Annotated in this window: 23 protein-coding genes and 1 tRNA gene; 4 read left to right on the forward strand and 20 right to left on the reverse strand. The window is 56.5% G+C overall.

Annotation, left to right across the window (positions count from 1 at the left end):
• Positions 1-14: 14 nt before the first annotated feature.
• The 14 genes from queA to ACN0XM_RS15060 all read right to left on the reverse strand — a co-directional run bounded on the left by queA (position 15) and on the right by ACN0XM_RS15060 (position 13393).
• Positions 15-1118 carry a tRNA preQ1(34) S-adenosylmethionine ribosyltransferase-isomerase QueA gene (queA, locus tag ACN0XM_RS14995; RefSeq protein ID WP_417567752.1) on the reverse strand — a complete coding sequence of 368 codons (1104 nt, stop codon included), beginning with the start codon at positions 1116-1118 and terminating at the stop codon, positions 15-17.
• Between the two features lie 37 nt (positions 1119-1155).
• A tRNA-Leu gene (locus ACN0XM_RS15000) sits at positions 1156-1242 on the reverse strand.
• An 80-nt stretch (positions 1243-1322) separates the two neighbouring features.
• Positions 1323-2540, reverse strand: a complete 1218-nt coding sequence (gene flgL, locus ACN0XM_RS15005; protein ID WP_417567753.1) for a flagellar hook-associated protein FlgL — start codon at positions 2538-2540, stop codon at positions 1323-1325.
• A gap of 18 nt (positions 2541-2558) precedes the next feature.
• Positions 2559-4589 (reverse strand): flagellar hook-associated protein FlgK, encoded by a 2031-nt coding sequence (flgK, locus tag ACN0XM_RS15010; protein ID WP_417567754.1) that lies wholly within the window; start codon positions 4587-4589, stop codon positions 2559-2561.
• Between the two features lie 5 nt (positions 4590-4594).
• On the reverse strand, positions 4595-5581 hold the full coding sequence (gene flgJ, locus ACN0XM_RS15015) for a flagellar assembly peptidoglycan hydrolase FlgJ (protein ID WP_417567755.1): 987 nt from the start codon (positions 5579-5581) through the stop codon (positions 4595-4597).
• A gap of 8 nt (positions 5582-5589) precedes the next feature.
• Positions 5590-6687: a flagellar basal body P-ring protein FlgI gene (locus ACN0XM_RS15020; RefSeq protein WP_417567756.1), complete on the reverse strand. Its 1098-nt coding sequence runs from the start codon at positions 6685-6687 to the stop codon at positions 5590-5592.
• On the reverse strand, positions 6684-7376 hold the full coding sequence (gene flgH, locus ACN0XM_RS15025; protein WP_417567960.1) for a flagellar basal body L-ring protein FlgH: 693 nt from the start codon (positions 7374-7376) through the stop codon (positions 6684-6686). Before flgH ends, ACN0XM_RS15020 begins: the two co-directional genes overlap by 4 nt.
• Positions 7377-7404: 28 nt before the next feature.
• Complete coding sequence (flgG, locus tag ACN0XM_RS15030) at positions 7405-8193, reverse strand: flagellar basal-body rod protein FlgG (RefSeq protein ID WP_417567757.1); 789 nt, start codon at positions 8191-8193, stop codon at positions 7405-7407.
• Positions 8194-8274: 81 nt separating this feature from the next.
• Positions 8275-9027, reverse strand: coding sequence for a flagellar basal body rod protein FlgF (locus ACN0XM_RS15035; RefSeq protein WP_417567758.1), 753 nt, complete (start codon positions 9025-9027; stop codon positions 8275-8277).
• Between the two features lie 76 nt (positions 9028-9103).
• Positions 9104-10999, reverse strand: a complete 1896-nt coding sequence (locus ACN0XM_RS15040; RefSeq protein ID WP_417567759.1) for a flagellar hook protein FlgE — start codon at positions 10997-10999, stop codon at positions 9104-9106.
• Positions 11000-11026: 27 nt separating this feature from the next.
• A complete protein-coding gene (locus ACN0XM_RS15045; protein ID WP_417567760.1) occupies positions 11027-11704 on the reverse strand; it encodes a flagellar hook assembly protein FlgD in 678 nt (225 codons plus the stop codon).
• Between the two features lie 18 nt (positions 11705-11722).
• Positions 11723-12172: a flagellar basal body rod protein FlgC gene (flgC, locus tag ACN0XM_RS15050; RefSeq protein ID WP_417567761.1), complete on the reverse strand. Its 450-nt coding sequence runs from the start codon at positions 12170-12172 to the stop codon at positions 11723-11725.
• Between the two features lie 34 nt (positions 12173-12206).
• Positions 12207-12605 carry a flagellar basal body rod protein FlgB gene (gene flgB / locus ACN0XM_RS15055; protein WP_417567762.1) on the reverse strand — a complete coding sequence of 133 codons (399 nt, stop codon included), beginning with the start codon at positions 12603-12605 and terminating at the stop codon, positions 12207-12209.
• A gap of 236 nt (positions 12606-12841) precedes the next feature.
• Complete coding sequence (locus ACN0XM_RS15060; RefSeq protein ID WP_417567763.1) at positions 12842-13393, reverse strand: nitroreductase; 552 nt, start codon at positions 13391-13393, stop codon at positions 12842-12844.
• Positions 13394-13548: 155 nt separating this feature from the next.
• Between ACN0XM_RS15060 and ACN0XM_RS15065 the strand changes: the two genes are divergently transcribed.
• Positions 13549-13785: an Mpo1-like protein gene (locus tag ACN0XM_RS15065; RefSeq protein WP_417567764.1), complete on the forward strand. Its 237-nt coding sequence runs from the start codon at positions 13549-13551 to the stop codon at positions 13783-13785.
• 1 nt (position 13786) lies between these two features.
• A complete protein-coding gene (locus ACN0XM_RS15070) occupies positions 13787-15226 on the forward strand; it encodes an adenylate/guanylate cyclase domain-containing protein (RefSeq protein ID WP_417567765.1) in 1440 nt (479 codons plus the stop codon).
• A gap of 30 nt (positions 15227-15256) precedes the next feature.
• On the opposite strand, the gene queF is transcribed toward ACN0XM_RS15070, so the two are convergent.
• Genes queF through ACN0XM_RS15085 form a run of 3 tightly spaced genes read right to left on the reverse strand, consistent with a single transcriptional unit; the run spans position 15257 to position 17810 of the window.
• Positions 15257-16075, reverse strand: coding sequence for an NADPH-dependent 7-cyano-7-deazaguanine reductase QueF (queF, locus tag ACN0XM_RS15075; protein ID WP_417567766.1), 819 nt, complete (start codon positions 16073-16075; stop codon positions 15257-15259).
• A gap of 14 nt (positions 16076-16089) precedes the next feature.
• Positions 16090-16863, reverse strand: coding sequence for an ABC transporter permease (locus ACN0XM_RS15080; protein ID WP_417567767.1), 774 nt, complete (start codon positions 16861-16863; stop codon positions 16090-16092).
• Complete coding sequence (locus ACN0XM_RS15085; RefSeq protein ID WP_417567768.1) at positions 16860-17810, reverse strand: ABC transporter ATP-binding protein; 951 nt, start codon at positions 17808-17810, stop codon at positions 16860-16862. Before ACN0XM_RS15085 ends, ACN0XM_RS15080 begins: the two co-directional genes overlap by 4 nt.
• A 259-nt stretch (positions 17811-18069) precedes the next feature.
• Between ACN0XM_RS15085 and ACN0XM_RS15090 the strand changes: the two genes are divergently transcribed.
• The gene (locus tag ACN0XM_RS15090) at positions 18070-19188 is read left to right on the forward strand and encodes an organic solvent ABC transporter permease (RefSeq protein ID WP_417567769.1); all 1119 of its coding nucleotides are present in this window, start codon (positions 18070-18072) and stop codon (positions 19186-19188) included.
• On the opposite strand, the gene ACN0XM_RS15095 is transcribed toward ACN0XM_RS15090, so the two are convergent.
• From ACN0XM_RS15095 to ACN0XM_RS15105, 3 genes are all read right to left on the reverse strand, one after another.
• Positions 19178-20485, reverse strand: a complete 1308-nt coding sequence (locus ACN0XM_RS15095; RefSeq protein ID WP_417567770.1) for an HD-GYP domain-containing protein — start codon at positions 20483-20485, stop codon at positions 19178-19180. The genes ACN0XM_RS15090 and ACN0XM_RS15095 overlap by 11 nt on opposite strands.
• Before the next feature lie 176 nt (positions 20486-20661).
• Entirely contained in the window at positions 20662-21261 is a 600-nt protein-coding gene (locus ACN0XM_RS15100) for a hypothetical protein (RefSeq protein WP_417567771.1), read from the reverse strand.
• A 74-nt stretch (positions 21262-21335) separates the two neighbouring features.
• The gene (locus ACN0XM_RS15105) at positions 21336-21614 is read right to left on the reverse strand and encodes a PilZ domain-containing protein (RefSeq protein ID WP_417567772.1); all 279 of its coding nucleotides are present in this window, start codon (positions 21612-21614) and stop codon (positions 21336-21338) included.
• A 184-nt stretch (positions 21615-21798) separates the two neighbouring features.
• Between ACN0XM_RS15105 and ACN0XM_RS15110 the strand changes: the two genes are divergently transcribed.
• Positions 21799-22812: a Fe(3+) ABC transporter substrate-binding protein gene (locus ACN0XM_RS15110; protein WP_417567773.1), complete on the forward strand. Its 1014-nt coding sequence runs from the start codon at positions 21799-21801 to the stop codon at positions 22810-22812.
• The last annotated feature ends 66 nt before the right edge of the window (positions 22813-22878 follow it).

A 22878-nucleotide genomic window follows, 5' to 3' on the forward strand; every position in this document is an offset into this window, starting at 1 on the left:
GAAACAGGTCTGTGTCACAAAGCCTCCCCGGCGTTATCAATACCGGTTTCTGTGGATTCCACGGCTGGCCCCAGCAACATCCCGCGACTGGGATCCTGGCCAGTAATGAACATGGCGTCGCCGTAGCTGAAGAAGCGGTAGCATTCCTGAACCGCCTCTTTATAGGCGCCCATCACATTGTCATAACCGGCAAAGGCACTGACCAGCATGATCAGCGTGGATTCCGGCAAATGGAAGTTAGTCACCAGGGCGTCGACTGCCTGAAAACGGTACCCCGGATAAATAAAAATATCGGTCTCGCCCGTGAACGCCTTGAGACGACCTCCGCGGCTAGCCGATTCAAGAGAGCGAACCGAAGTCGTACCCACGGCGACCACACGCCCACCCCTGGCCCGGGTTCGCTCTACAGCATCAACCGTTTCCTGAGGAACATGCACAACCTCGCTGTGCATTACATGATCTTCAATCTTGTCTACCCGCACCGGCTGGAAGGTACCTGCTCCAACGTGCAGCGTGACAAACGTACTTTCTATGCCGAACGCAGCCAGTTTTTCCAGCAGAGCCTCGTCGAAATGCAAGCCGGCGGTAGGCGCAGCCACGGCACCTGATTCGCGGGCGTATACTGTCTGGTATCGGTTACGGTCAGTGGATTCGTCTGAGCGATCAATATAGGGCGGCAAGGGCATGTGGCCAATGCGCTCAAGCACGTCCAGCATGGGCTCTTCAGACTCACACACCAGATGAAACAGGGCCTCGTCCCGGCCGGTCATAATCAGAGAAGTGCCATCCTCAAGGATGACTTTCTGCCCTTCTTTTAGCGCCTTTGAAGCCCGGACATGAGCGATAATGTCGTGTTCTCCGGTTATCCGCTCAACCAGAACCTCTACCTGTCCGCCGGTTTCCTTTTTGCCAAACAGGCGCGCAGGAATTACCCGGGTGTTGTTGAACACCAGTAGGTCACCGGGCTGCATCAGATCGGGCAAGTCGCTGAAGGTTCGGTGCTCGAGCTTGCCGGAAAGGCCATCCAGACAGAGCAGGCGGGACGCGCTGCGCTCTTTGAGCGGATAGCGGGCGATCAGTTCGTCCGGCAGGTCAAAATTAAAATCGGAGACATTCATGGAATGGACTGTTAACGACACCGAAGGTGTTAAAAGATGGTAGCGGCGGGCGGACTCGAACCGCCACGGGTTTTACCCCAACGGATTTTGAATCCGTCGTGTCTACCAATTTCACCACGCCGCCATCGGAGAGTGGAAGGGATTATACTGAGCTAAATTGCGAAAGCAATAAGCCACGGACAGATCTGTCCGTGGCTCAGCTATTTACAACCGATCAAACAGGGACAGCTGCGACACCTGGGCAAACGACTGCTGGGCCGCCTGGAGCACGAAGCTCTGAAAGCTCAGGTTGCTGATCGCCTCAGCGTAATCCACATCTTGCAACTGGGAGCGGATTTCATTGGTGTAGACCGAAGAATCCGCAAGGAACGTCTTGGTGGACTCCACGGCATTCATCCGCCCGCCCAGTTCCGTCTGCTTGAGAATGATGTTTTCCTGGGCGTTGTCGAGGTTGATCAGGGAGTTGGCGATCAGGTCATCAAAGGCGGCCTGACCGTCCAAACTGGTCTTGTCGATGCTGTTGAGGCCAGAAATCAGGTTGTCGATGGTACCGAACACTGACTGTCTTTCGTTTATCTCAAGATTAAACACATCTCCAGGCACCGCTCCGGTGATGGTTGCCTCTACACCAGCAACAACGAACGGCTCGCCACTCTGATACCCCCCCGGGACAACATTCAGGTTGCCGCCCTGGCTGTCGGTTGCAACGAGATTGCCGCCCGCATCAATCTGAATCGAAATATCATCAGGGAAACCTCCAGCATAGGCCGCCGACAGATCCGCCTCACTGACGACGCTCACCCCGGAAATCCGGGCGCCAGGTGTCGCTCCGGTAACATACTCTCCCGTAACCGCTGCCGGAACCTTCACGAAAATATCCTTGCCATTATCGCTGATCGGAACCGTTACGCCGTCGTCAATTTCCAGAACCCGCTGGCCCTCATCGCCCTGGTAAGCCCAACTTCCGTCGGGATCTTGCTTAAACGCCTGAACCGACCCCTGAAAACCGCTGAAAATGTACTCACCTGATGCATCCCGGGTATTGGCAATATTCGCCAACTGCCCCAGACGCTCCTCCAGTTCCGAGGAAATGGACCGGCGGTCGTTGGGTGACAACGACCCATTGCCCGCCTGAACCGTAAGTTCGCGGATGCGCTGGATCACGTCAATGGAGCTGGACAGCGCACTCTCCTCCTGCTTCAGGCGGTTATCTGCCAGGTCGACATTGCGCTGATAGGTTTCAACTCGGGACAGCTCCTGATCCAGCTTTAGAATACGAGCAGCCGCAACCGGATCGTCGGAGGGCTTGTTCACCCGTTTGCCCGTGGAAATCTGCTGCTGGGTGTTATTCAGGCTGGTATTCAGCTCCTGAAGGCGGTTGATGCCGCCAGAAAAAATCTGTTGTGAGGAAATTCTGATCATGTCACATCACCTCAACCGTTACCGGAAACTCTGTAACAGTGTGTTGAACAGGTCCTGGGCAACCGACATCACTTGCGCCGAGGCGTTGTAAGCGGCCTGATACTGAATCAGCCGGCCGGCTTCCTCGTCAAGGTTTACACCGGACACCGATTCACGTTGATTGGTTGACTGCTCCAGAAGGGTTTTGCCGGCATCCACATCCAGCTGACTCTGCCGGGTTTTCACGCCGATATCCTCAACCACGCCAGCGTAGCCTTCGGCGAAGTTCTGGCTTCCTCCGTTGAGAGTGTTAGCCGTGCCCAATGCGGCGAGCAGCTCGGCATTTCGGTTGTCTGAAACACCGTTTGAGTTGTAGTTAATCTTGAAACTGTCACCCGATGCTGGCTGGCCGGTAATCCTGAACTGGAAGCCCTGGTATTCCGCACCACTGGCAGGATCGGGGTTGAATAATTCGTTGGCGATACCCGGGGTATAGGGCCGGTTTGCAGGGCCAATGGGATTGCCATTGATATCTTCAACGGTATAAACCAGGCCCGTTCCCGGGTCGTCAAAGGTTACGGTAATCGGCCCGTTAGCCAACTGCCCGGCTGACTGGAAAGCCGGCAGCAATGAGTTGGTGAACGGATTTCTGACATTCAGCATCGTGCCCTGATCAATTTTGCCCGTGCCGATATTATTGTCACCTGTCGTCGCCCGGATCGGGCTGGCGAAGGCCAGATCCTCTTCCCGGTTGACAACGAGGCCAATGCTCTCTGCCGCGTTCCGGCTGGGCTGGATCAGATACTTGTCACCAGCATTAAAGGTTCCGCCCTCGATGCGAATATTAAACCCGGGCATGCTGATTTCAGACTGCACCGGGTCCGGCAAACGGCCCTGGTTAACCGTGTCCCCGGTTCTCTGGTCAATCAACTCGTAACTGCGCCCGTCGCCACTGAATTGCAAGGTCCAGGTGCCTGCTGCCAGCACGGAGCTGTCGGTGATTTCCACCGCCAGCTGACCGTTACTGGACAAAGAGTTGTTTCCGTTCGCCACCACCCGGTTGCGCTGCGCCTCAAGTGAATTGATATCGGTGAAGAACAGCCCGCCAAGATCACCCTCAAGGTCCATACCAATTTCATGCTGATGGTTCATGGTGTCTGACAACGCGATCGCAATCCGGCCCAGCTCATCAAATGCCGGCTTGAGCCCTTCGTTATCGAAACGCAGCAAGCCGCCGAGTTTGCCCCCGGTAATCTGCTCATCGATGTTCAGGGTCCGCCCGCCATTGCTCAGAGTGAATTCGAGGCGTGTGGGGTCTTCTGAATTTTCCCGGGTTCCCAAAGTTGCGGCATTGCTGCCAACTACCAGGGATAGACCATTGGCGAGCGACACATTGACCTGACTGCCGTCCGTGGGCGTCACTTTGATACTCACCAACTCAGACAGCTGGCGCAGCTTTTCGTCGCGCTTGTCCAATAGCTCGTTGGGCATCTGGCCCTGGGCGATGCCCGGGGACTCAGATATCGCAAGGTTCAACTCCGCAATGCTTTTAACGAGGGTATTGGCATCTTTCACCCCCTGCTGCATCTGGGTCTTGATGGATTCCCTCTGCTGGATGAACTCCTGGTTCAGGGCCTGGAACCGGTTAACAATCTGCTGAGCCTCACTCAGAACCAACTGGCGTTGGGGCAATGAGGTCGGGTCTTCGGCGGCGTTCTGCAGGCTGGCAAAAAAGTTGTTCAGGGCGGTACTAAGGCCGGTTGTTTCACCACCCAGCAGGTTATCAAGCCGGGACAGCTCCGAATTGAGAGCCTGCTGCTCGCCGTAGAGCGTACTGTCTTCCCTCACCTGCTGTACCAGATACTCGTTGGCAAGACGACGGATATCGGCAACTTTCACGCCACTGCCAATGGTTCCTGCTCCGGTCCGCTGGCCCTCCTGTGTTTCGAACAACACTTCCTGGCGACTGTAACCCGGCGTGTTGGCATTGGTAATGTTATTACCAGTAGTGTTCAACGCCGCCTGATGACTCAGGATGCCGGTAAGACCTATACCTATCAGCCCCGCCATAACGTCTACTCCTTCATCCCGTCACTGCCCAAGGACAGTGTCATCAGTGAATCACGGCTCATGATCTGGCGGATCTTGCTGCCATACTCCGGATCCGTTGCGTAACCAGCTTCCTGAAGTTTTTCTGCAAACACCTCAGGCTGGTCGGCCAGCGACAACACCTCCCGGTAACGGGGGTTTGATTCCAGGAACGAGACGTAATCCCGGAAGCTGGATTCATAGTCCCGGTAGGCCCGGAAACTGGCCTGCTCTTTCATGGGCAGACCCTCGCGGTATTCTGTGGTAGTGATAGACACGGTATCACCGCTCCACCGGCTATCCGCTTTGATACCAAACAGGTTAAAGCTTGGCTCGCCCTGCTCACCGCGAATCATATGCCGGCCCCAGCCAGTCTCCAGCGCCGCCTGGGCCACCATCAGTTTCGGGTCGATGCCGGAATCCCGACTGATTCGTTCAGCGACCGGAAGCAAGGCGCTCACGAAATGCTCCGGCGAATCGAACCGGTCCGGCAACTCGGACGCGCTTTTTGCTTGCGCCGCGACAGACTCCTGTGCCACTGCGGCAACTTTCTGAACCTGCGCCGGCAGGCTTGCCGAAAGCGCCGGCAGACTCCGATCATAATCCGCCAGAGAAGCCCTGTGGCCGGCCAGCTTGCCACCCTCAGTGTCCATACCGGGAATCTGTCGGCTCAGCTGCCGAACCAGCGCCTCGGCGAGACCGGTTCCCTGGCCACCGGCCATGGTCAGACTCATCTGGCTATCAAACATGTCCCGATAGAGATCAGACTGATTACTTTTCAGGTAATTACCCTCGGACAGCACGTCACCGGCCTTGCGCATGGACTTCAGCATCTCAGAAAGGAACAGGCTCTCGAACTGGCGTGCAACTTCTTCCAGTGCCGCCCTTTTGTCGGTTCGGGCCTGTGTTTTCAGCGCGTTCAGGCCGCTGAAGTCGGTGTATACGCGCGCCTGCTGAAGCGAAGAGTCCTGCATCATGCCACCTAGATAACAATCAGCTCGGCACGCAGCGCACCGGCCTGTTTAAGAGCTTCAAGTACCGCCATAACATCACCCGGAGCGGCACCCACCTGGTTCACCGCCTGAACAATCTCGTTCAGGGTGACCGCCGGGCCAAACTTGAACATACGGGCCGGTTCTTCGGTGATCGCAATCTGGGAATCTGGCTCAATTGCGGTATCGCCTGCTGTAAACGGGTTCGGCTGCTTTACTTGAGGATTCTCCTGAATGGTCACCGTGAGATTTCCATGGGTTACGGCGGCCGGGCTAACCCGAACATTCTGGCCAACCACGATGGTGCCGGTCCGGCTGTTGATGACCACTTTGGCCGAGGCCTCTGCTGGATCAACATCAATATTCTCAAGAATCGACAGGAAACTGACCCGCTGCGACGGATCCCGTGGCGCGCGCACGGAAACCGACGTTGCATCATGGGCATAGGCCATATCGGGCCCTAACCGTCCGTTCACAGCTTCAACCACCCGGCGGGCGGTGGTGAAATCCGGTCGCAGGAGGTGAAAGGTAATGGTGTCCCCGCGATTAAACGGCGACGAGACTTCCCGCTCGATGGTGGCACCGTTTGGAATCCGCCCGACACTGGGAACGTTCACGGTAATTCTTGAGCCATCCTGCCCCTGGGCACCAAACCCACCTACCACAAGACTGCCCTGGGCCATGCCATAAACCTGGCCATCCGCGCCCTTCAGGGGCGTCATCAGCAGCATACCGCCGCGAAGACTGTCTGCGTTGCCGATAGAGGAAACGGTGATATCGATTTCCTGGCCGGCCTTGGCGAACGGCGGAAGTGTGGCGGTAACGGTTACCGCGGCAACATTAGCGAGGTTCGGGTTAACCCCTTCGGGCAGGGTTACGCCGAACTGGTTCATCATGTTGCGAAAGGTCTGGTTGGTGAATGGCGCCTTGTCTCCGGTCCCGTCCAGGCCAACCACCAGACCGTAGCCCACCAGTTGATTATTCCGCACACCCTTGATCCGGGCGAGATCCTTCAGGCGATCTGCCATAACCGGCCCGGCGACCACTACAAGCAAAAGTACCAAGACCAACAACCGGCGAAGACTCACAACGGCCACCACTCACTGTTGAAGAAGCGCGCCAGCCAGCCCATCTGGTTAGCCTGGTCGAAATCGCCGGTGCCGCCATAGGCGAACCGGGCGTCGGCAATACGGTTCGACGCGACGGTGTTATCCGGTTGAATGTCTTCCGGGCGCACCAATCCTGTCAGGCGGATGTATTCATCGCCATTGGTCAGCGACAACCACTTCTCACCACGAATCCGGAGTACGCCATTGGGCAGGACTTCGGTGACGGTCACGGTAATGCTTCCGGCGAGGCTGTTGCTCTGATCAGCCTCGGCCTGCCCTTCAAAGTCACGCTCCTGGTTCAGGGAGGTGGCAATGCCGAAGTTACTCTTGCCCAGCACCGTCGGCTCCGGAAGCGTAATCTCATTGTTCTTGGAGATGCTGGTTTCGGCATTCTTGCTGGCCCGGGTAGACTCCTTAAGGGTTACCGTAAGAACATCTCCCACGTTCAGTGCCACGGTGTCGCCATAGAAGTTATAGTTACGGGAAACCTGGTAAATGGAGCCGGACTCCGCGTCTCTCTGCATCATGGCCTGAGGACGCACCGGCGCATAATCGGGATCATCCGGAATTGCCCGAGGCCTGCTCATGGCGGTGCAGCCCTGCAGTACGATCAGTACAACGACCATCGCCAGAGTGCTGATGCCCTGTATTTTCCGGCTGGATGTCATCAGGTTCATGACTTCACCTCTGGCCACATTAGCCAATGTTGTTGGTAATGAACTGCAGCATCTGGTCCGTAGTCGAAACCACCTTCGAGTTCATTTCGTAGGCGCGCTGGGTAGTAATCATGTTCACCAGCTCTTCAACCACTTCCACGTTGGAGGCCTCTACCGAGCCCTGTTCGATGCTGCCAAGGCCCGCCAGCCCTGCCTCACCTTCGGCGGGGTCACCGCTGGCATTGGTGGCCTTGAACAGGTTGTTCCCTATGGCCTGCAACCCCTGAGGGTTTATGAAATCCGCAAGCGTTATCTGACCCAGGTTCACGGGTGCTGATTGGTCATCGGTTACCGCCGTCACTGTCCCATCCTTACCGATGGTTACCGTGGTAGCGTTCTCGGGGATGTTGATGGCTGGCTCCAGGGGATAGCCATCCGGATTAACAACGTCACCATTGGCATTGAGCTGGAACTGACCGTCCCGGGTATAGGCAATCTGGCCATCAGGCAACTGAACCTGCAGGAAGCCCCGGCCATTGATGGCCATATCCAGCGGCTGCTCGGTGATCTGCAGGTTGCCCTGGGAGAACTGCTTGGCCGTGCCCACAACCCGGACCCCCGTACCCAGCTGCAAGCCAGACGGCAGTTCCGAATTCTGGGTTGTCAGGCCACCAGGCTGCCGATTGATCTGATACAGAAGGTCCTGAAAGACCGCACGGTCTCGCTTGAACCCGACAGTGTTCACGTTCGCCAGGTTGTTGGAGATAGTGGACATGTTGGTGTCCTGCGCGCTCAAGCCGGTTTTGCTGACCCAAAGTGCTGGATGCATCTTGCTTACTCCTTGCCGGGGGCAATCAGGCGGCCAGTTTTTGCCGCTTCAGGCCCGCCAGGCTATTGTGTTCAGTCGTTACTAAAGGTTCTGCAACAGCCGTGCCGTTGCTTCGGAATTCTCATTAGCGGTCGTCATTACCTTCACCTGCATTTCGTACTGCCGGGAAAGCTGCAGGTTGGAGATCATCTCTTCCACCGCGTTCACGTTGGAGCTTTCAAGAAAGCCCGAGGCAACTCGCAGGTTGGCATCCGGAGGCTCAGGCCCATCGAGGGCCTGAGCCGGTTTACGCTGCATGTTGCCATCAAGTCCTTTTTCCAACGCATCCGCCGGCGGATTGACCAGTTTCAGGCGATCCACCTCGACCAACTGGTCTGGCGGGCCGCCAACCGGAATAATGGATATGGTGCCATCAGCGCCTATCTGGACATTGTCGAAGGGGGGAAGCGCCACCGGTCCGCCGTTGCCGAGCACGAGGTCCCCACCTGCCAACCGGACCAGGCCATTCACATCCACCTGAAGACTGCCACTGCGGGTAAACACCTCTTTGCCCTGATCGTTCTGGACGGCAAGCCACCCCTCACCCTCAAGGGCCACATCAAGTTTGCGGCCAGTTTCCATCAGGGCCCCGGCGGACTGGTCCGTGCCGGGCCTTTCTGTCATGGCGTACGCGCGGGTGGGATGGTGTCCCCCGAATACAGGCATGCTGCGGGCCTGGGTAAAATCCTTTTTGAAGCCAGTGGTGGCAACATTCGCCAGGTTGTTGGCATGGGCAGTCTGGGCAAGCATATTCTGCTTGGCGCCAGACATACCGATGTAGAGGGCTTTATCCATGGGAAAACTCCTGCCGGAATTTTGACTGTTTCCAGTCTTCCTGCAGGAGTCATGCCATATTCGCTAATTCGCGAACTTAACGGAGATTGATGATGGTCTGGGTGACCGCATCAGAGGTTTCAATGGTCTTGGCGTTCGCCTGATAGTTGCGTTGCGCTATGATCAGATTAACCAGCTCGGCAGACAGGTCCACATTGGACTCTTCAAGGGAACTGGCCTTGATAGCACCAAGAGTGCCGGTATCCGGAGCGCCAATGATTGGCTGGCCGGATTCGAAGGTCTCAACCCAGGAAGTATCACCCACCGGTGAAAGTCCGTTGGTGTTGTTAAACGCCGCCAGAGCGACCTGTCCGAGGGCCTGTGACTGGCCATTGGTGTACCGCGCGAACAGAATACCCTGGTCAGACACATCGAGGCCGGACAGCCGGCCGGTGGTGTAACCGTTCTGCTGTTGGTCATTCACCCCGAAGGCAGCACCATACTGGGTTGTGCCTCCCAGATTGATGACAAAAGCTGAAGTGGTTGGCGGCTCCGGAATCGGTGTCACCACCACCTCGCCCGCAGAGGGGGGGCCATCTGCACCGTTCGGCTGTCCAGCGTTGTCCTTTGGAATCCAGTCATCAATCAGGATTTCGCCGTTCGGATCTCCGTTAACCGACTGCAGGGCACCATCCTGGTCGAAGCGGGCCGTATAAGGCGTGACATCTGTACCGCCAACCATCTCGCCATCAATCTGGGCATAAACTGACCACTCACTGATGCCAATGCCATTTCCCGGAGAGGGGTTTTTCACAAAGAACTGGGTCAGTTCGTGGGAATTACCCAGGCTGTCATAAACCGAGGTAGACGTTGCGTGGTTGTAGGTTCGCTGATCGCGCGGGTTGAATTCGTTGGTAATGCGGATCGGCGAGGCATTGAAGGCTGTCTCAAAGGCCCCATCCAGCGGATCGTCAATAGCCGCGACAACCCGGTCTGCAGTCACGTTCACCTCGCCGAGCACTGGCGCAGGATTGGTTGTCGCTGTGCCGTCTCCGAAGGAGTAATCGAGCGTTTCACCCTGATTGTGAATCACCCGCAGAACATCGGTACCCGTTCCATCATCGACAATTGAAGCCGATATCGCGGTTTCGCTGGAGTTGTTGATTGAATCAACAAGATCCTGCAACGACGTGATGTTGTTGGTGTCCAGTGCCAAGGGGGCACTGTTTATATTCAGGCTGAATGTAAAATTACCGGTAGTATTGGCGCTGGCAATGAACGCGTCAGTGATTCCGTTAGCGGTAGCCGTCGTGGTTGCCGACGCACTCAGACCGGGCGCATTGCTAATGGTGGCGGCGGCCTGCCTTGCGGTTGCGGCAGGATCAATGGCCACATTCAGATCGGGTGAGCCATCGGTATATTGAACATCAAAGCTCTCGCCCTGAATGCTGGCAACTGACAAAGGCCCAATGTCCCGCACCCGGGTTTCCAGCACCGACTGCCTGGAATCCAGGTTCAGATCGGTATCCAGATTTGTGGTACGCCGCGGTGCCAGGTTGTCTGTCTGGATCTGCAGATCCCCGCGGATGCCCGAGAGGTTGCCATCGCCATCAGCCGTGTAGCCTTGAACCCGCATGTTCTGGCTATTGGTTACGTAACCTTCTTTATCGATACCAAACTGCCCGGCCCGGGAATAACGAATCTCGCCGCCGTTATTGAGGATAAAGAAGCCGTCACCGCTGATGGCCATATCTAGCCCGTTGTCGGTGAAACTGATATTGCCCTGACCAAAGGACTGCTTCACATCCTGGACCCGCACACCATCCCCGATCGGGTTGGTACCGGCGCTCAGAAAGCCACTGGCGTAAAGATCACCGAACTGGGCCTTACTGCTCTTGAAACCAGTGGTACTGGCGTTGGCAATGTTGTTACCGGTGACGTCCAAATCCACCGACGCCGCACGAAGGCCGCTCAAACCTGTATTAAATGCCATGGTTCACCCCTTGGTGTTTCACCGGTATCAGTTAATTTGTTTCACATCAGACAGGGCGATAGAGCCCATGCCCGCAAGATTCAGGGTAATGGAGCCGCCCTGGCCCAGGGAGACACTGTCAACATTAGCGCTCACCATGGTAGACAGCTGCTGCTGCCCATCGGGGTAGGACGCCTCGGCCACAACCCGATAGGGTCCCGGCGGCAAGGGATTGCCGTTGCCGTCCTGGCCATCCCAACGGAATGAAGTCACACCAGCCGGGCTACTACCCATATCAATCTGGCGCACCAGTTCACCGTTCTGCCCCTGAATCGAAAGCCGAAGCCCACCGGTCGAGGCCGGCACCTCAACGGTGCCACTGATTTCACCCTCCGCTCCCAGAATCCCGATCTGCGATGGCGCAAGTACCGTTTTGCCGACCATGGCCGACGCCTGCAGCGCCTGGGTGGAGCGGAACTGGCCCACCACGTCCTCTACGGTGCCGGAAAGATTCTGCATCTCCTCCAGAGAGCTGAACTGGGCCAACTGGGAGATAAACTCACCGTTATCCTGGGGCTCAAGCGGGTTCTGGTTTTTCAGCTGCGCCAGCATCAGTTCCATGAACTCATTCCGACCCAGCTCACTCGTACCCTTGCCGCCATCCTGATTCTTCAGCTGGTACTGGCTCAGAACATCCGACGCGTCTGTTGCGTTTATTGCGCTCATTTTATGCTCCTCACCGTGTTACTGCTGACCAAGAGTCAGAATGCGCTGCATCATGGACTTGGCAGTGTTCATGACGTCCACATTCATCTGGAAACTTCTGGACGACGACATCATGTCTGCCATCTCTTCAACCACGTTCACATTGGGGTAAAAGACATAGCCGTCTTCATTGGCCGCCGGGTGTTGGGGCTCGAAGCGCATCTGCAGTTCCGCATCGCTCTCCACAATGCCTTCAACCTGCACACCGACTCCCGGTCCCTGATTCTCAGCCATCGGGAAACCGCCCTGTCCCGGATTCAGCAGTGACTGCTGGATGGCCGAAAAAACCGGCTTCCGGGCCCGGTAGGTCTCCTCGGTACTGGAACTGGCCGTCTCGGCATTGGCAATGTTGGAAGCGGTTGTATTCAGCCGCAGTGATTGCGCTGTCATGCCGGAACCGGCGATATCAAAAATGCTGCCCAGTGACATGTAATATCTCCTTCGCTAAGCCCGTGACTGCGGCTTATTCGCCTTTAATAGCTTTGGTCAAACCGCTGAACTTGCTGTTCAGGAACTGGAAGCTGGCCTGGAAGTCCATAGCGTTGCGCATGAAGCGCGTCTGCTCTTGCTGGGCATCCACGGTATTGCCGTCGACTGACGGCTGGTGTGGTACCCGGTATAGAAGGTCGCTTTCTGAGGCAGACAGGGAGGTATCCATGTGGGCCTCATTCGTTTTTGCCATCTCAAAACCACTCATGGATTCCTGTGCTTTCTGCATCATCGCCTGGAAATCCACATCGCGGGCCTTGAATCCTGGGGTGTCAGCGTTTGCCATATTATTCGCCAGAACTTCGGCACGCTTGACCCGCGCTTCCACCGCATGCTGGTGAATGCCCAAAGCCTTATCGAACGTAATTGCCATGTTGCCTCCCAAAAACTGCACCAGTACGCCAACCTGGTTTTGCCGGCTGTGCTCTTTGACAGGACTAAAGCAAGGTGGATGCCAGAATTCGGAAGGCGCGCTAAATAGTGAAAGACTCAGTGTTGGCAGGGGACTCAGGGGTGGCGAGAGAAAGCGGTGAGGATGAAAGGGAGGAAAAGCGCTTCGAAAGCGGCAAACTGCTTCCCCCGGCCTACGCCGCGGGAAGCCATTGCCGGTTAAGGCCAGTGACGGACAAACTCGTCAACCCCGGGCCGGGGAACCGCCGGTTTCACCGTCGAAACACTCCCGGTGTAGAGAAAGCCGACAATCTGCTCGTTCTCACTTAGCCCAAGCCCCTGGTGCACGGCTGAATGATAGGCGACAGCACCGGTGCGCCACATCACGCCATAACCGGCATCCTGAAGGGCCAGCTCAAGAAAACTCATGCCCGCCGCCGCAGACATTACCTGCTCCACTTCCGGAACTTTGGGGTGGGGGCTCGGCGAAGCGATGCCGACAATGACCATGGGCGCCCGCATAGGCGAATTCCTGAGCTTTTCGATTTGCCGCTCGTCGCTGTTATTGGCGCAGGTGGAGGCAAATAGTTCGCCGAGGGCCTCCAGTCCTTCACCTTCCACGACCAGATATCGCCACGGTCGCAGCAAGGCATGATCCGGAGCCCGGGCTGCGCAGGCAAAGGCCCTGTTCAGGGTTTCCCTGTCCGGCGCGGGCGCCTCCAGCCTGGGTTGAGAAGACCGGTTGAGCAGGAAATCTGTAACTGCTGTCATATCGCCTCGCTATCTGATGACTGTATGGATTGGCTGTTCGCACAATTGCCGGCTGTGAATTGTGGCTTGTACGTAATGCTGTTAATCTTTTGTCGTAGTCGGCGCAGCCAACAATTATAAAATGCCGCAGTCGTACAATGGTGAGAAGCAACACAATGAGCTACCAGCGAACCTTCAACAACTTTTCCGAATTCTATCCTTACTACCTGGAAGAACACAGCGATGTAATCTGTCGTCGACTGCACTTCGCTGGCAGCCTTTTGGTTATTCTGGTCGCTCTCTGGCCGCTGATTCCGGCAAACCGACCTGCAACCTTCAAAAACCCACTGTACAGCCTGATGGGCAACTGGGTCATGTTCCGGGACATACTCATTGGCAGGATCCGATTCTGAAATGATGAGCATGCCGGCCGATCTGCGCAATGTTAGCACCTCCGCTATCAAGTCGATGGCGACAGAAGGCCCCGGCAGCCCGATCGCTATTCCGCCGATGCCGGATTACAACGGCCGGATTCTGGCGTACACGTCCACGGCTGCGACTATCGTGGCTGGCGTTCTCCAGGGCGCCTTTCCCCAGCAACTGTTGTGGATGGTCGCCGGTGCCCTCATATGGCCCCACATTGCCCATGCGTTGACCCGAAAGACATTCCTCAGGAATTCCAGCCGCATCCGGCAAAAAATGCTCATTCTAGATTGCGTGTTCGGTGGCGCCTTCATCGGTTGCATCGGCCTGATTGTCATACCTTCCCTGTCGGTGGCACTGATGCTGATGTTTAGCTGCCTTATAGTGGGCGGTATTCGCCAATGGCTGCTCGGTACCATTTTCATGGCTGCGGCAATTGCCATTGCCGTCGCCATCTTCGGTCCTGCAGACGGCCCGCATTCACCGCTTCTGACCAGCATGGTGTCGATTTTTTCCACCGGGCTGTATATCTGCGTTACCGCCTATTATTCACACCAGCAGGCCCGGGCACTGATGCTGGCCAAGACCCAGATCCAGAATCAGCGGGAACAGTCGATCGCCCTGTCCCACAAGCTGTCCAAGTACCTCTCGCCCCAGGTATGGCAGTCCATCTTTACCGGGGAGCGGGATGTGCGCCTGGAAACCCAGCGCAAGAAACTGGCGGTATTCTTTTCAGACATCAAAGGTTTCACTGAACTCTCCGAAGAGATGGAGCCGGAAGCGCTGACCGAGCTGCTGAATCATTACTTCAATGAAATGTCTGAAGTAGCCCTCAAATACGGTGGCACCATCGACAAGTTCGTGGGCGACTCAATCATGGTGTTCTTCGGCGACCCCACCAGCCGGGGCCAGCGGGAAGACGCCTTTGCCTGTGTGTCGATGGCGATTGAAATGCGTAAGCACATGAAAATCATGCGCCAGAAGTGGCGCAGCCAGGGCATCAAGACCCCTCTGGAAATCCGCATGGGCATCAGCACGGGTTACACGACCGTGGGTAACTTCGGTGCCGAAAACCGCATGGATTACACCATCATCGGCAAGGAAGTGAATCTTGCCAGCCGCCTTGAATCCCTGGCGGAACCCGGCGAGATTCTGGTTTCCTACGAGACGTTTTCGCTGATCAAGAACAAAATCATGTGTCGGGACAAAGGCGAAATAACCGTGAAAGGGTTCGGGAAACCGGTGCCAATCTACGAGGTAGTGGATTTCCGGAGGGACATGGGGCCAAACCGCAGCTTCATGGAACACGAACACAATGGCTTTGCCATGTATCTGGATTCGGACAAGATCACCGAAAAGGAACGGCAGACCATACTAGCCGCATTGGAAGATGCCGCCGACCGCTTGCGACGGGAAGAAGACGTCTCCTGAGGCGCCTGCCAGCGCCCGCTTCAAGTCCTTCTACTGGCGGACCAGCCGCGGCCCGGCATCCTGGCCGGTGTCCGTACTTCTCCAGGGATTTATATCCAGCCCACCTCTTCGGGTGTATCGGGCGCACACTGTGAGCGACTCCGGTTTGCAGCGGCCCATCAGATCCATGAATACGGTTTCCACGCAGTGTTCGTGGAAATCCTGCTTCTCACGAAAACTCACCACATACCGCAATAATCCGGCCCTGTCGATTTTCGCGCCAGTGTAACTGATCAACAGGGTTGCCCAATCCGGTTGCCCTGTCACCGGGCAATTGCTCTTCAGCAAATGGGAGCAGAGGCGCTCTGTCACTCTTTCATCGCCGGTAGAGAGTGAGTCCGGGGCGTAGTCGTAAACCACATCGCCCACCTGCTCATCATCAATCAGCTCAAACCCTTTGGGGCGGCCAACTGCCTCGCCGGACTCATCAACGCTCAAAAGCGTCACCTGAACGGCGCCACCGCAGACGCTGGAGAGATCCTGAGTGATCGTCTCCGCCACCTGCTCCCGGGTTGAATAAACAGCCTGGTTCAACGAGTTCAGGTAGAGCTTCAGAGACTTTGACTCAATGATTGAAGGCGATGCTGCCGGGAAGACAATCTCTGCCCACGCCACCTCGGGAACGCCACCCGGCCTCAGCCAGGAAATCTCCCAGGCTTGCCACAAGTCTTCCCCAAACCATGGCCAGCGGCCATCCTCCAGACCAAGGCGGCGTCGGTTTTCCTCTCTGGCCACGGGGAACAGCAAGCCAGGGTTATAGCTGTTCGGATAGTCACTTGTTTTGCCAAGCGGTGCATCATTAAGTGCCATAGGTGTTCCTGAAATCAGTGGCGAATGCCTTTGCCCCGCTCCAGCATCTTCAACGCGATAACTGCCAGCACGGTGATGAAAAACAGAATCATACCAAGAGAAATGAACGGGTTGACGTCTGACACCCCCAGAATCCCGTAACGAAAGCCATTTACCATGTACAGAATCGGATTGACCAAAGACACGCCCTGCCAGAACCCCGGCAACAGATCGATGCTGTAGAACACACCGCCCAGATAGGTCAGCGGCGTCAGTATAAAGGTTGGGACAATGGAAATATCGTCAAATTTGGTCGCCAGCATTGCGTTAATGAAGCCACCCAGGGCAAACAGGGCCGAAGTCAGAAACACGGTCAGAATCATCATCGGCAGGTTGTGTATCGAAAGCTGAGTGAATGCCAGCGACAGCAGGGTGACAATCAGGCCGATCCCAAGCCCCCGGGCCATGCCACCAGTCACGTAACCTGCCAGGATGATCCAGTTCGGTACCGGCGACACCAGCAGCTCCTCGATACTGCGCTGGAATTTCATTGAAAAAAACGACGACACCACGTTCGCGTAGGAACTGGTGATCACCGCCATCATGATCAGCCCCGGCACAATAAAGGACATGTAATCGAACCCGCCCATCTGGCCGATACGGGATCCGATCAGGTTACCGAAAATGATGAAATAGAGCGTCATGGTTACCGCCGGTGGCAGCAGAGTCTGAGGCCAGATGCGGGTAAACCGGCGAACCTCCCGGACAACGATTGTACTGAATGCGGTGAACAAGGCCTGCGGAGTCATGCTGCGCCCTCCAGGCTCTTGCGGGAATCGACGGCGTTTTCTTCCACCAATCGAATAAACAGCTCTTCCAGACGGTTGGCCTTGGTTCTCATACTGATGACCTTGATGCCCAGCTGATCCAGCTGAACAAACACCTCGTTCAGTCCCTGGCCTTTCTGCACCTCAACCTCCAGGGCCCCTTCCCCGTCCAGCCGGGTGTGGAAATCGCCCAGCTCGGGCGCGGCACCCAGAGGCACCTCGGTGTCCAGCACGAAGGTCTCCAGGCTGAGCTGCTGCAGCAGTGCCTTCTTGCTGGTGTGCTTGAGGATCTTGCCATGGTCGATAATAGCAATGTTGCGGCAAAGCGCCTCCGCCTCCTCGAGATAATGGGTGGTCAGGATGATGGTGGTGCCCTGGCGATTCATTTCCTCGAGGAAGGTCCACATCGAGCGGCGCAGCTCGATATCCACGCCGGCAGTTGGCTCGTCCAGGATCAGCAGTTTTGGTTCGTGCACGAGAGCCCGGGCAATCATCAACCGGCGCTTCATCCCCCCGGACAGCATCCGGGCCGGGGTGTTGCGTTTGTCCCAGAGACCCAGTTTTTTCAGGTACTTTTCGGCGGAAACCGACGCTTGCTTCAACGGAATTCCGTAATAGCCCGCCTGGGTGGTAACGATATCGAATACTTTCTCGAACTGATTGAAGTTGAACTCCTGGGGCACAACTCCGAGGTTCAGCTTGGCATCGGAAAGATGGGTGTCGATGTCGCATCCAAACACCCGCACCTTGCCAGCCGTTTTGTTTACCAATGAGCAGACAATACCCAGTGTGGTTGATTTACCGGCGCCGTTGGGGCCCAGCAAGGCGAAGAAATCCCCCTCGGCCACGTGAAGATCAATCCCCTTGAGCGCCTCGAACCCGTCACCGTAAATTTTGGTGAGGCCCTCGATTTCCAGTGCATTGGTCATAAACGATCCCGAATCGGTGAAAACGGCAGGAAACGGCCTGGACCGCCTACCAGAATTTAGATTGCTAGTTATTGTGACAAAGCCGCTGATTTCAAGGCCTTTAACGGCTGAACCTGTTACGGGCGAAAACCGGAAACTGCGACAGGAATCCCGATATGGGGCTAACCCCACCCCTATAATGCGGTTACAACAACTTACATAAGGGGCCGCCGCACCACGAGTGCGGGGGCGCTGAATTGAAGGGAATGTACGACAAACCATGAGATCCGTTCACCGCATCCAATTGTCACTCGCGCTTCTGAGCACACTTGCGTTCACCGGCTGCCTCGATGACGATAGCGGCGCCGGCGACGGCACCAACACGGGGCGCCTTAACTTCAACGGCATCAGTGGCCTCACCTACCAGACAGCCAGTCAGGCCGGCACCACCGACGCCGCCGGGGAATTCCGGTACTATCCGGGGGAAACCCTGGTTTTCCGAGTCGGCGAGCTGCCACTGGTCAGTGGGGTTCCTGCACGGCAATACGTCACCCTCCTTGAGTTCTTTGAGACCACGCGTACCGCCTTACAGGCGTCCATGGTGGATGACGAGGGCCTGACAACCCATACCCTTACCGAACAACAGGTGCTGGAAAACACCACACTGATGAATATGACCCGATTCCTGATGCTACTGAACTGGAGCGAGAACATACCGGAGGGCGAGGGTATCGATGTCCGGAAGCGGGTCATCAGTCAGCTGAATGCTGCGCTGCCGAACCTGACCGGGGCCATCGACTTTACCGTCAGCGAATCGGAATTCACCGCCATAACCCCTATACCCTCCCCGGCCAACCAGCTTCTGGCGGCGATTTGCTTCTATCCGGAAAATGACGAGCTGTGCGAACAACCACCCACCCAGGCTGAGATCGACAACGCGCCACCCAGGCCGGAAAACGCCGATGAGCGCGACCCGAATGTTGAGTACAAGGAGGATCTGAAGGCCAAAAAGGAACGAATCGAGGGTTCGGTACGCTCCATGGAGGACAACTCCGCCGAAGACGCGCAGACGTACTTGACGCGGGAACTCAAGGCCATCAGCACAACGGTTGCTAACCAGTACTATCTCGACGACGACATTGCCAGCTATCCGGCCAGCGATACCGCAATCAAACAGGTGGCTGTGCGCCGGATCGGAGGGGGCCGGGCATTGGCTGAGCTGGAAGCGATAAGTACCCGGACTCAGGATGTTCAGATACATTCCGCAGACTGGCAGAGTGCCGAGGTGGAGTACTTTGTGGCCGGTGCCTCGGGCGGGGAATCCGAGCTGCTGCTGAGCTTCCGACCTGAGAACACCTATCGGTGGGTTCGCAAACAGCTGCGAGTAATTATCCGCTGATCAGTCGGGAGAGATTCCAGCGGGATTCCACGCCCGTTACATCGTAGCGTGAGGGGTCCAGTCCCTCGGTCCCGTGGGGCAGACATTCCCGAACCCGAATAGTGTCGGCCGCGTCCTTTTTTTCATTATACCGCGCAAGGTCGATAACTTTGGCGGTTTTAAGGGGCCTGGCGAGGTGGTCGGTCATCACCATCACCTGGGGCCAGAGCCTGCGCTCCGGCGAATGGGAAACCACAATCCCGCGCTGGCCATCGGTCAGCTCCACCAGACTGCCCGTCGGGTAAATGCCGATTGCCTGGATAAAACTCTCCACCAGATCTTCCTGGAACTCGATATTGCGCATCTCGTACAGCAAGGTCACCGCCTTGGCAGGCGTCATGGGCTCGGTATGGCCCCGGGGCGCGATCAAAGATTCGAAGAACTCCGCAATACCGGCAACCTTCGCCAGTAACGGAATACGATCACCGCGAACGCCTTCAGGAAAGCCCGACCCGTTATGGCGCTCCCGGTGGCCCTGAACAACACTCAGAACGGCCCGGGACAGCCCGCTGCCATCCAGCATCTGAACTCCAAGCTTCACGTATCCCCGGTAGCTAACATATTCCTCAGCGCTTAACTGCCCTTCCCGGGCCAGCATGTCTGCCGACAGTGCTGTTTTTCCGACCTGGGACAGCAAACAGCCCAGACCGAGATGGTTAAGAAGACCTTCATTCAAACCCAGATGGCGCCCACACACCAGTGCCCACACTGCGGTGTTCAGGGCATGCCGGTACAGATAACTGTCGTATGCGCGTGTTCGACAGAGCCACAACAGGGCATCCGGCTGCCGAATCACACTGCTCACCATTTTGCTGGTGATGGTGGCAATGGACTTCAGATCGGCCACCCCCCCTGAGCGAAGTGCCTCAAACAGGCGATCCAACGCAACCTCGACATCATCGAGCAGCCGCTTAGATGTCTTCATTTCCTTCTTCAGACTGGTATCTGTTTCATAAGTAACCGGCTCCCGGATGCTCAGCGGGGGCAACTGCAGCTGCTCGCGCCCACCACCACGCTTACTAGAGCTCTTGCCAAACACCGGCCTGCTGCCGATTTTGACCTCTTTGGATTCCCTCGCTTCCGCAATATCCACCATCACCCACTTACAGTGGGAAACTAGCGCGCGGATATCATCTTGTGAACGGATATGGAAACCCTGAATCGGGAAAGGAGTCTGGTGCCAGGGCCTGTCCAGATCAGACACAAACATGCCCACTTCCAGATCATGCGCTGCTACTTTCTTCTGTTGGACACCCATGGGCCACCTCACAAAACAGACTTTTCGATCGTTACCATTCTGACCGAACCGCCGGGAGACACAATTACAATATGGTGTCGCTGGGTAACTCAAATGCGACAAAGCGTAACGATAATGTTCAACAGGAAACAAAGTGTAGCAATGTGATGGTGGTCACACATCGACGTCAGAAAGTGTCACTCAGCGTCACACACCAAGTCGTCGAACTCTGGCGGCCGTGCGTGCATTGCGCCACGGGGGGCCTTGCGCACGTATAGGGTGTAAGGCACCGACGAGGCCCGGATGTAATCCAGGTTGCGCGATTCGTCACTAGAACCTTCAGTAACAACGGCCGGGGTGCAGGAAACCAGCAATTCCAGTTTCCCTCCAACATCCGGGATGCGGGCATCGGGATACCTGGCGTTGATCGCCATGCACCGGGTCGATTCCGTGGCGGGCTTTCCCGTCTTTGCAACAAGGTCCATGCCGCTCTCCCCGCAGGCCCGGATGCCGTTGCTGCAGGAACCCGCATCCGCATCGTCTCCATCTCGTAGACGCCAGACCCGATCGCTGCACTGGGTCTCAACCTTTACCGACGTTGCCTCATTGCTGGCAAACCACCAGCCCGGATACTCAGCGCTCTGCCAGGACAGCCGTACCTGTCTGGGCTCACCAGAGGAGTTCTCCGCAGGAAACATCGCAAAATGCGAATAATAGCTGGCACACCCCGGCATGAATGCTGCGATGAGAATTGCGAAAACTGGCTTGTAACCTCTGGAGAAGATTGAAAAGATCATCTGGCTGGCGCATTCCCTGGCAGCTTATTCATTGGCCCGCTCATTATCCATAACGGGCCCTCGGAATCCGCCTATCAGTCACCATTTTGATCAAACTGAAGGCCGTATCCATCATTGGTTTTGCGCACCACCACCATCTCCAGCACCGGGGCCGTCACAGGCAGGCCCTGCACCTGCACGGTCACCTTGTCACCGAGCTGCGGGGCAAAAGGCTCCGTGTCGACCACAACAAAGACGCCACCATCGGAAATGTCACGGGTTGAGAAAATAAAATCCCCAAGCGCCTCGTGGACCAGCTTTACCTTCGCACTCATGGCGGTGCGCATATGTTCTCTTCGATCGTTCCCGGCCATCTGCGGTTTCCACCACTTTTTGCATAGTTTTTATAGTCTTCCGAAGCATAACACCATTTTCACGAAAATATGCCAAAGGGGATATTGACTATGTCAGTAATAGAAATGAGAATGGTTGGCGTTTTTAAACGACTGTGGATCTCACCCATAGCCAAACATTCAGACCTCCCAAAAGGACGCGACTATGCGAATGAAACTGGCTGCAACCGCCGCAATCGCCCTCACTGCCATGCCAATGGCTGCTAGCGCTGACGGCGAAGTGAACATCTATTCCTACCGCCAAGCGTATCTGCTTGAACCGCTGCTGAACGCGTTTGAAAAGGAAACTGGCATCAAGAGCAATGTGGTCTTTGCCAAACAGGGCTTGGCCGAGCGTCTGGAGCGTGAAGGCCGTAACAGCCCGGCTGACGTGGTCATGACAGTTGATATTTCCCGTATCAGCGAACTGGTCGACCGGGACCTGGTCCAGAGTGTCGACAACGCGGTACTGGAAGAGAACATCCCTGAAAACCTGCGCCACCCGGATGGCAAGTGGTTCGCCCTGACCACCCGAGGCCGCCTGATCTTTGTGTCTAAAGACCGGGTTGAAGAGGGTGAAATCACCACCTATGAACAGATGGCAGACGACAAATGGGACAACCGCATCTGCACCCGCAGTGGCAAGCACCCATACAACATTGCCCTGATCTCCTCCATGATCGCCCACCACGGTGAAGCAGAAACCCAGAAGTGGCTCGAAGGTGTAAAAGACAACCTGGCCCGCAGGCCCCAAGGTGGTGACCGCGACCAGATCAAGGCCATTGCCGAAGGCGTTTGCGATGTTTCCATCGGCAACAGCTACTACTACGGCAACATGCTGCAGGATGAAAACCAGCGCCCGATCGCCGAGCAGGTGCGCCTGGTGTTCCCGAACGCCGACGGTCGCGGCACCCATGTGAACATCAGCGGGATCTCTCTGACCAAGAGCGCACCCAACCGCGAAAACGCCATCAAGCTGATGGAATTCCTGTCGTCAACGGAAGCCCAGCGCATCTACGCCGAGGCTAACACCGAGTACCCGGCCAACCCGAAAGTGAAGCCTACCGGCCTCGTGGCCGAGTGGGGTGAAATCCACCCGGATAGCCTCTCACTGCAGGAAATCGCCAAAAACCGCGAAGCCGCAGTCAAGCTGGTGGACCGTGTCGATTACGACGGCTAACAAGCCTCTTTCTATGGGATGAGGGTGGTCCTGCCACCCTCATCCTGTTTTATCCCCTTAGTTTTC

It is taken from the genome of Marinobacter sp., from assembly GCF_048269445.1.
Taxonomy (GTDB): Bacteria; Pseudomonadota; Gammaproteobacteria; order Pseudomonadales; family Oleiphilaceae; genus Marinobacter.

Coding starts and splice junctions, on each gene's coding strand:
- ACN0XM_RS15045 (WP_417567760.1), bottom strand. CDS start 11,704: ATGAGCGCAATAAACGCAACAGACGCGTCGGATGTTCTGAGCCAGTAC.
- flgH (WP_417567960.1), bottom strand. CDS start 7,376: ATGACATCCAGCCGGAAAATACAGGGCATCAGCACTCTGGCGATGGTC.
- ACN0XM_RS15060 (WP_417567763.1), bottom strand. CDS start 13,393: ATGACAGCAGTTACAGATTTCCTGCTCAACCGGTCTTCTCAACCCAGG.
- ACN0XM_RS15110 (WP_417567773.1), top strand. CDS start 21,799: ATGCGAATGAAACTGGCTGCAACCGCCGCAATCGCCCTCACTGCCATG.
- queA (WP_417567752.1), bottom strand. CDS start 1,118: ATGAATGTCTCCGATTTTAATTTTGACCTGCCGGACGAACTGATCGCC.
- flgJ (WP_417567755.1), bottom strand. CDS start 5,581: ATGCAGGACTCTTCGCTTCAGCAGGCGCGCGTATACACCGACTTCAGC.
- queF (WP_417567766.1), bottom strand. CDS start 16,075: ATGGCACTTAATGATGCACCGCTTGGCAAAACAAGTGACTATCCGAAC.
- flgC (WP_417567761.1), bottom strand. CDS start 12,172: ATGTCACTGGGCAGCATTTTTGATATCGCCGGTTCCGGCATGACAGCG.
- ACN0XM_RS15065 (WP_417567764.1), top strand. CDS start 13,549: ATGAGCTACCAGCGAACCTTCAACAACTTTTCCGAATTCTATCCTTAC.
- ACN0XM_RS15095 (WP_417567770.1), bottom strand. CDS start 20,485: ATGGGTGTCCAACAGAAGAAAGTAGCAGCGCATGATCTGGAAGTGGGC.
- ACN0XM_RS15090 (WP_417567769.1), top strand. CDS start 18,070: ATGAGATCCGTTCACCGCATCCAATTGTCACTCGCGCTTCTGAGCACA.
- ACN0XM_RS15085 (WP_417567768.1), bottom strand. CDS start 17,810: ATGACCAATGCACTGGAAATCGAGGGCCTCACCAAAATTTACGGTGAC.
- ACN0XM_RS15070 (WP_417567765.1), top strand. CDS start 13,787: ATGATGAGCATGCCGGCCGATCTGCGCAATGTTAGCACCTCCGCTATC.
- ACN0XM_RS15040 (WP_417567759.1), bottom strand. CDS start 10,999: ATGGCATTTAATACAGGTTTGAGCGGCCTTCGTGCGGCGTCGGTGGAT.
- ACN0XM_RS15035 (WP_417567758.1), bottom strand. CDS start 9,027: ATGGATAAAGCCCTCTACATCGGTATGTCTGGCGCCAAGCAGAATATG.
- flgK (WP_417567754.1), bottom strand. CDS start 4,589: ATGGCGGGGCTGATAGGTATAGGTCTTACCGGCATCCTGAGTCATCAG.
- flgB (WP_417567762.1), bottom strand. CDS start 12,605: ATGGCAATTACGTTCGATAAGGCTTTGGGCATTCACCAGCATGCGGTG.
- flgG (WP_417567757.1), bottom strand. CDS start 8,193: ATGCATCCAGCACTTTGGGTCAGCAAAACCGGCTTGAGCGCGCAGGAC.
- ACN0XM_RS15080 (WP_417567767.1), bottom strand. CDS start 16,863: ATGACTCCGCAGGCCTTGTTCACCGCATTCAGTACAATCGTTGTCCGG.
- ACN0XM_RS15105 (WP_417567772.1), bottom strand. CDS start 21,614: ATGGCCGGGAACGATCGAAGAGAACATATGCGCACCGCCATGAGTGCG.
- flgL (WP_417567753.1), bottom strand. CDS start 2,540: ATGATCAGAATTTCCTCACAACAGATTTTTTCTGGCGGCATCAACCGC.
- ACN0XM_RS15100 (WP_417567771.1), bottom strand. CDS start 21,261: ATGATCTTTTCAATCTTCTCCAGAGGTTACAAGCCAGTTTTCGCAATT.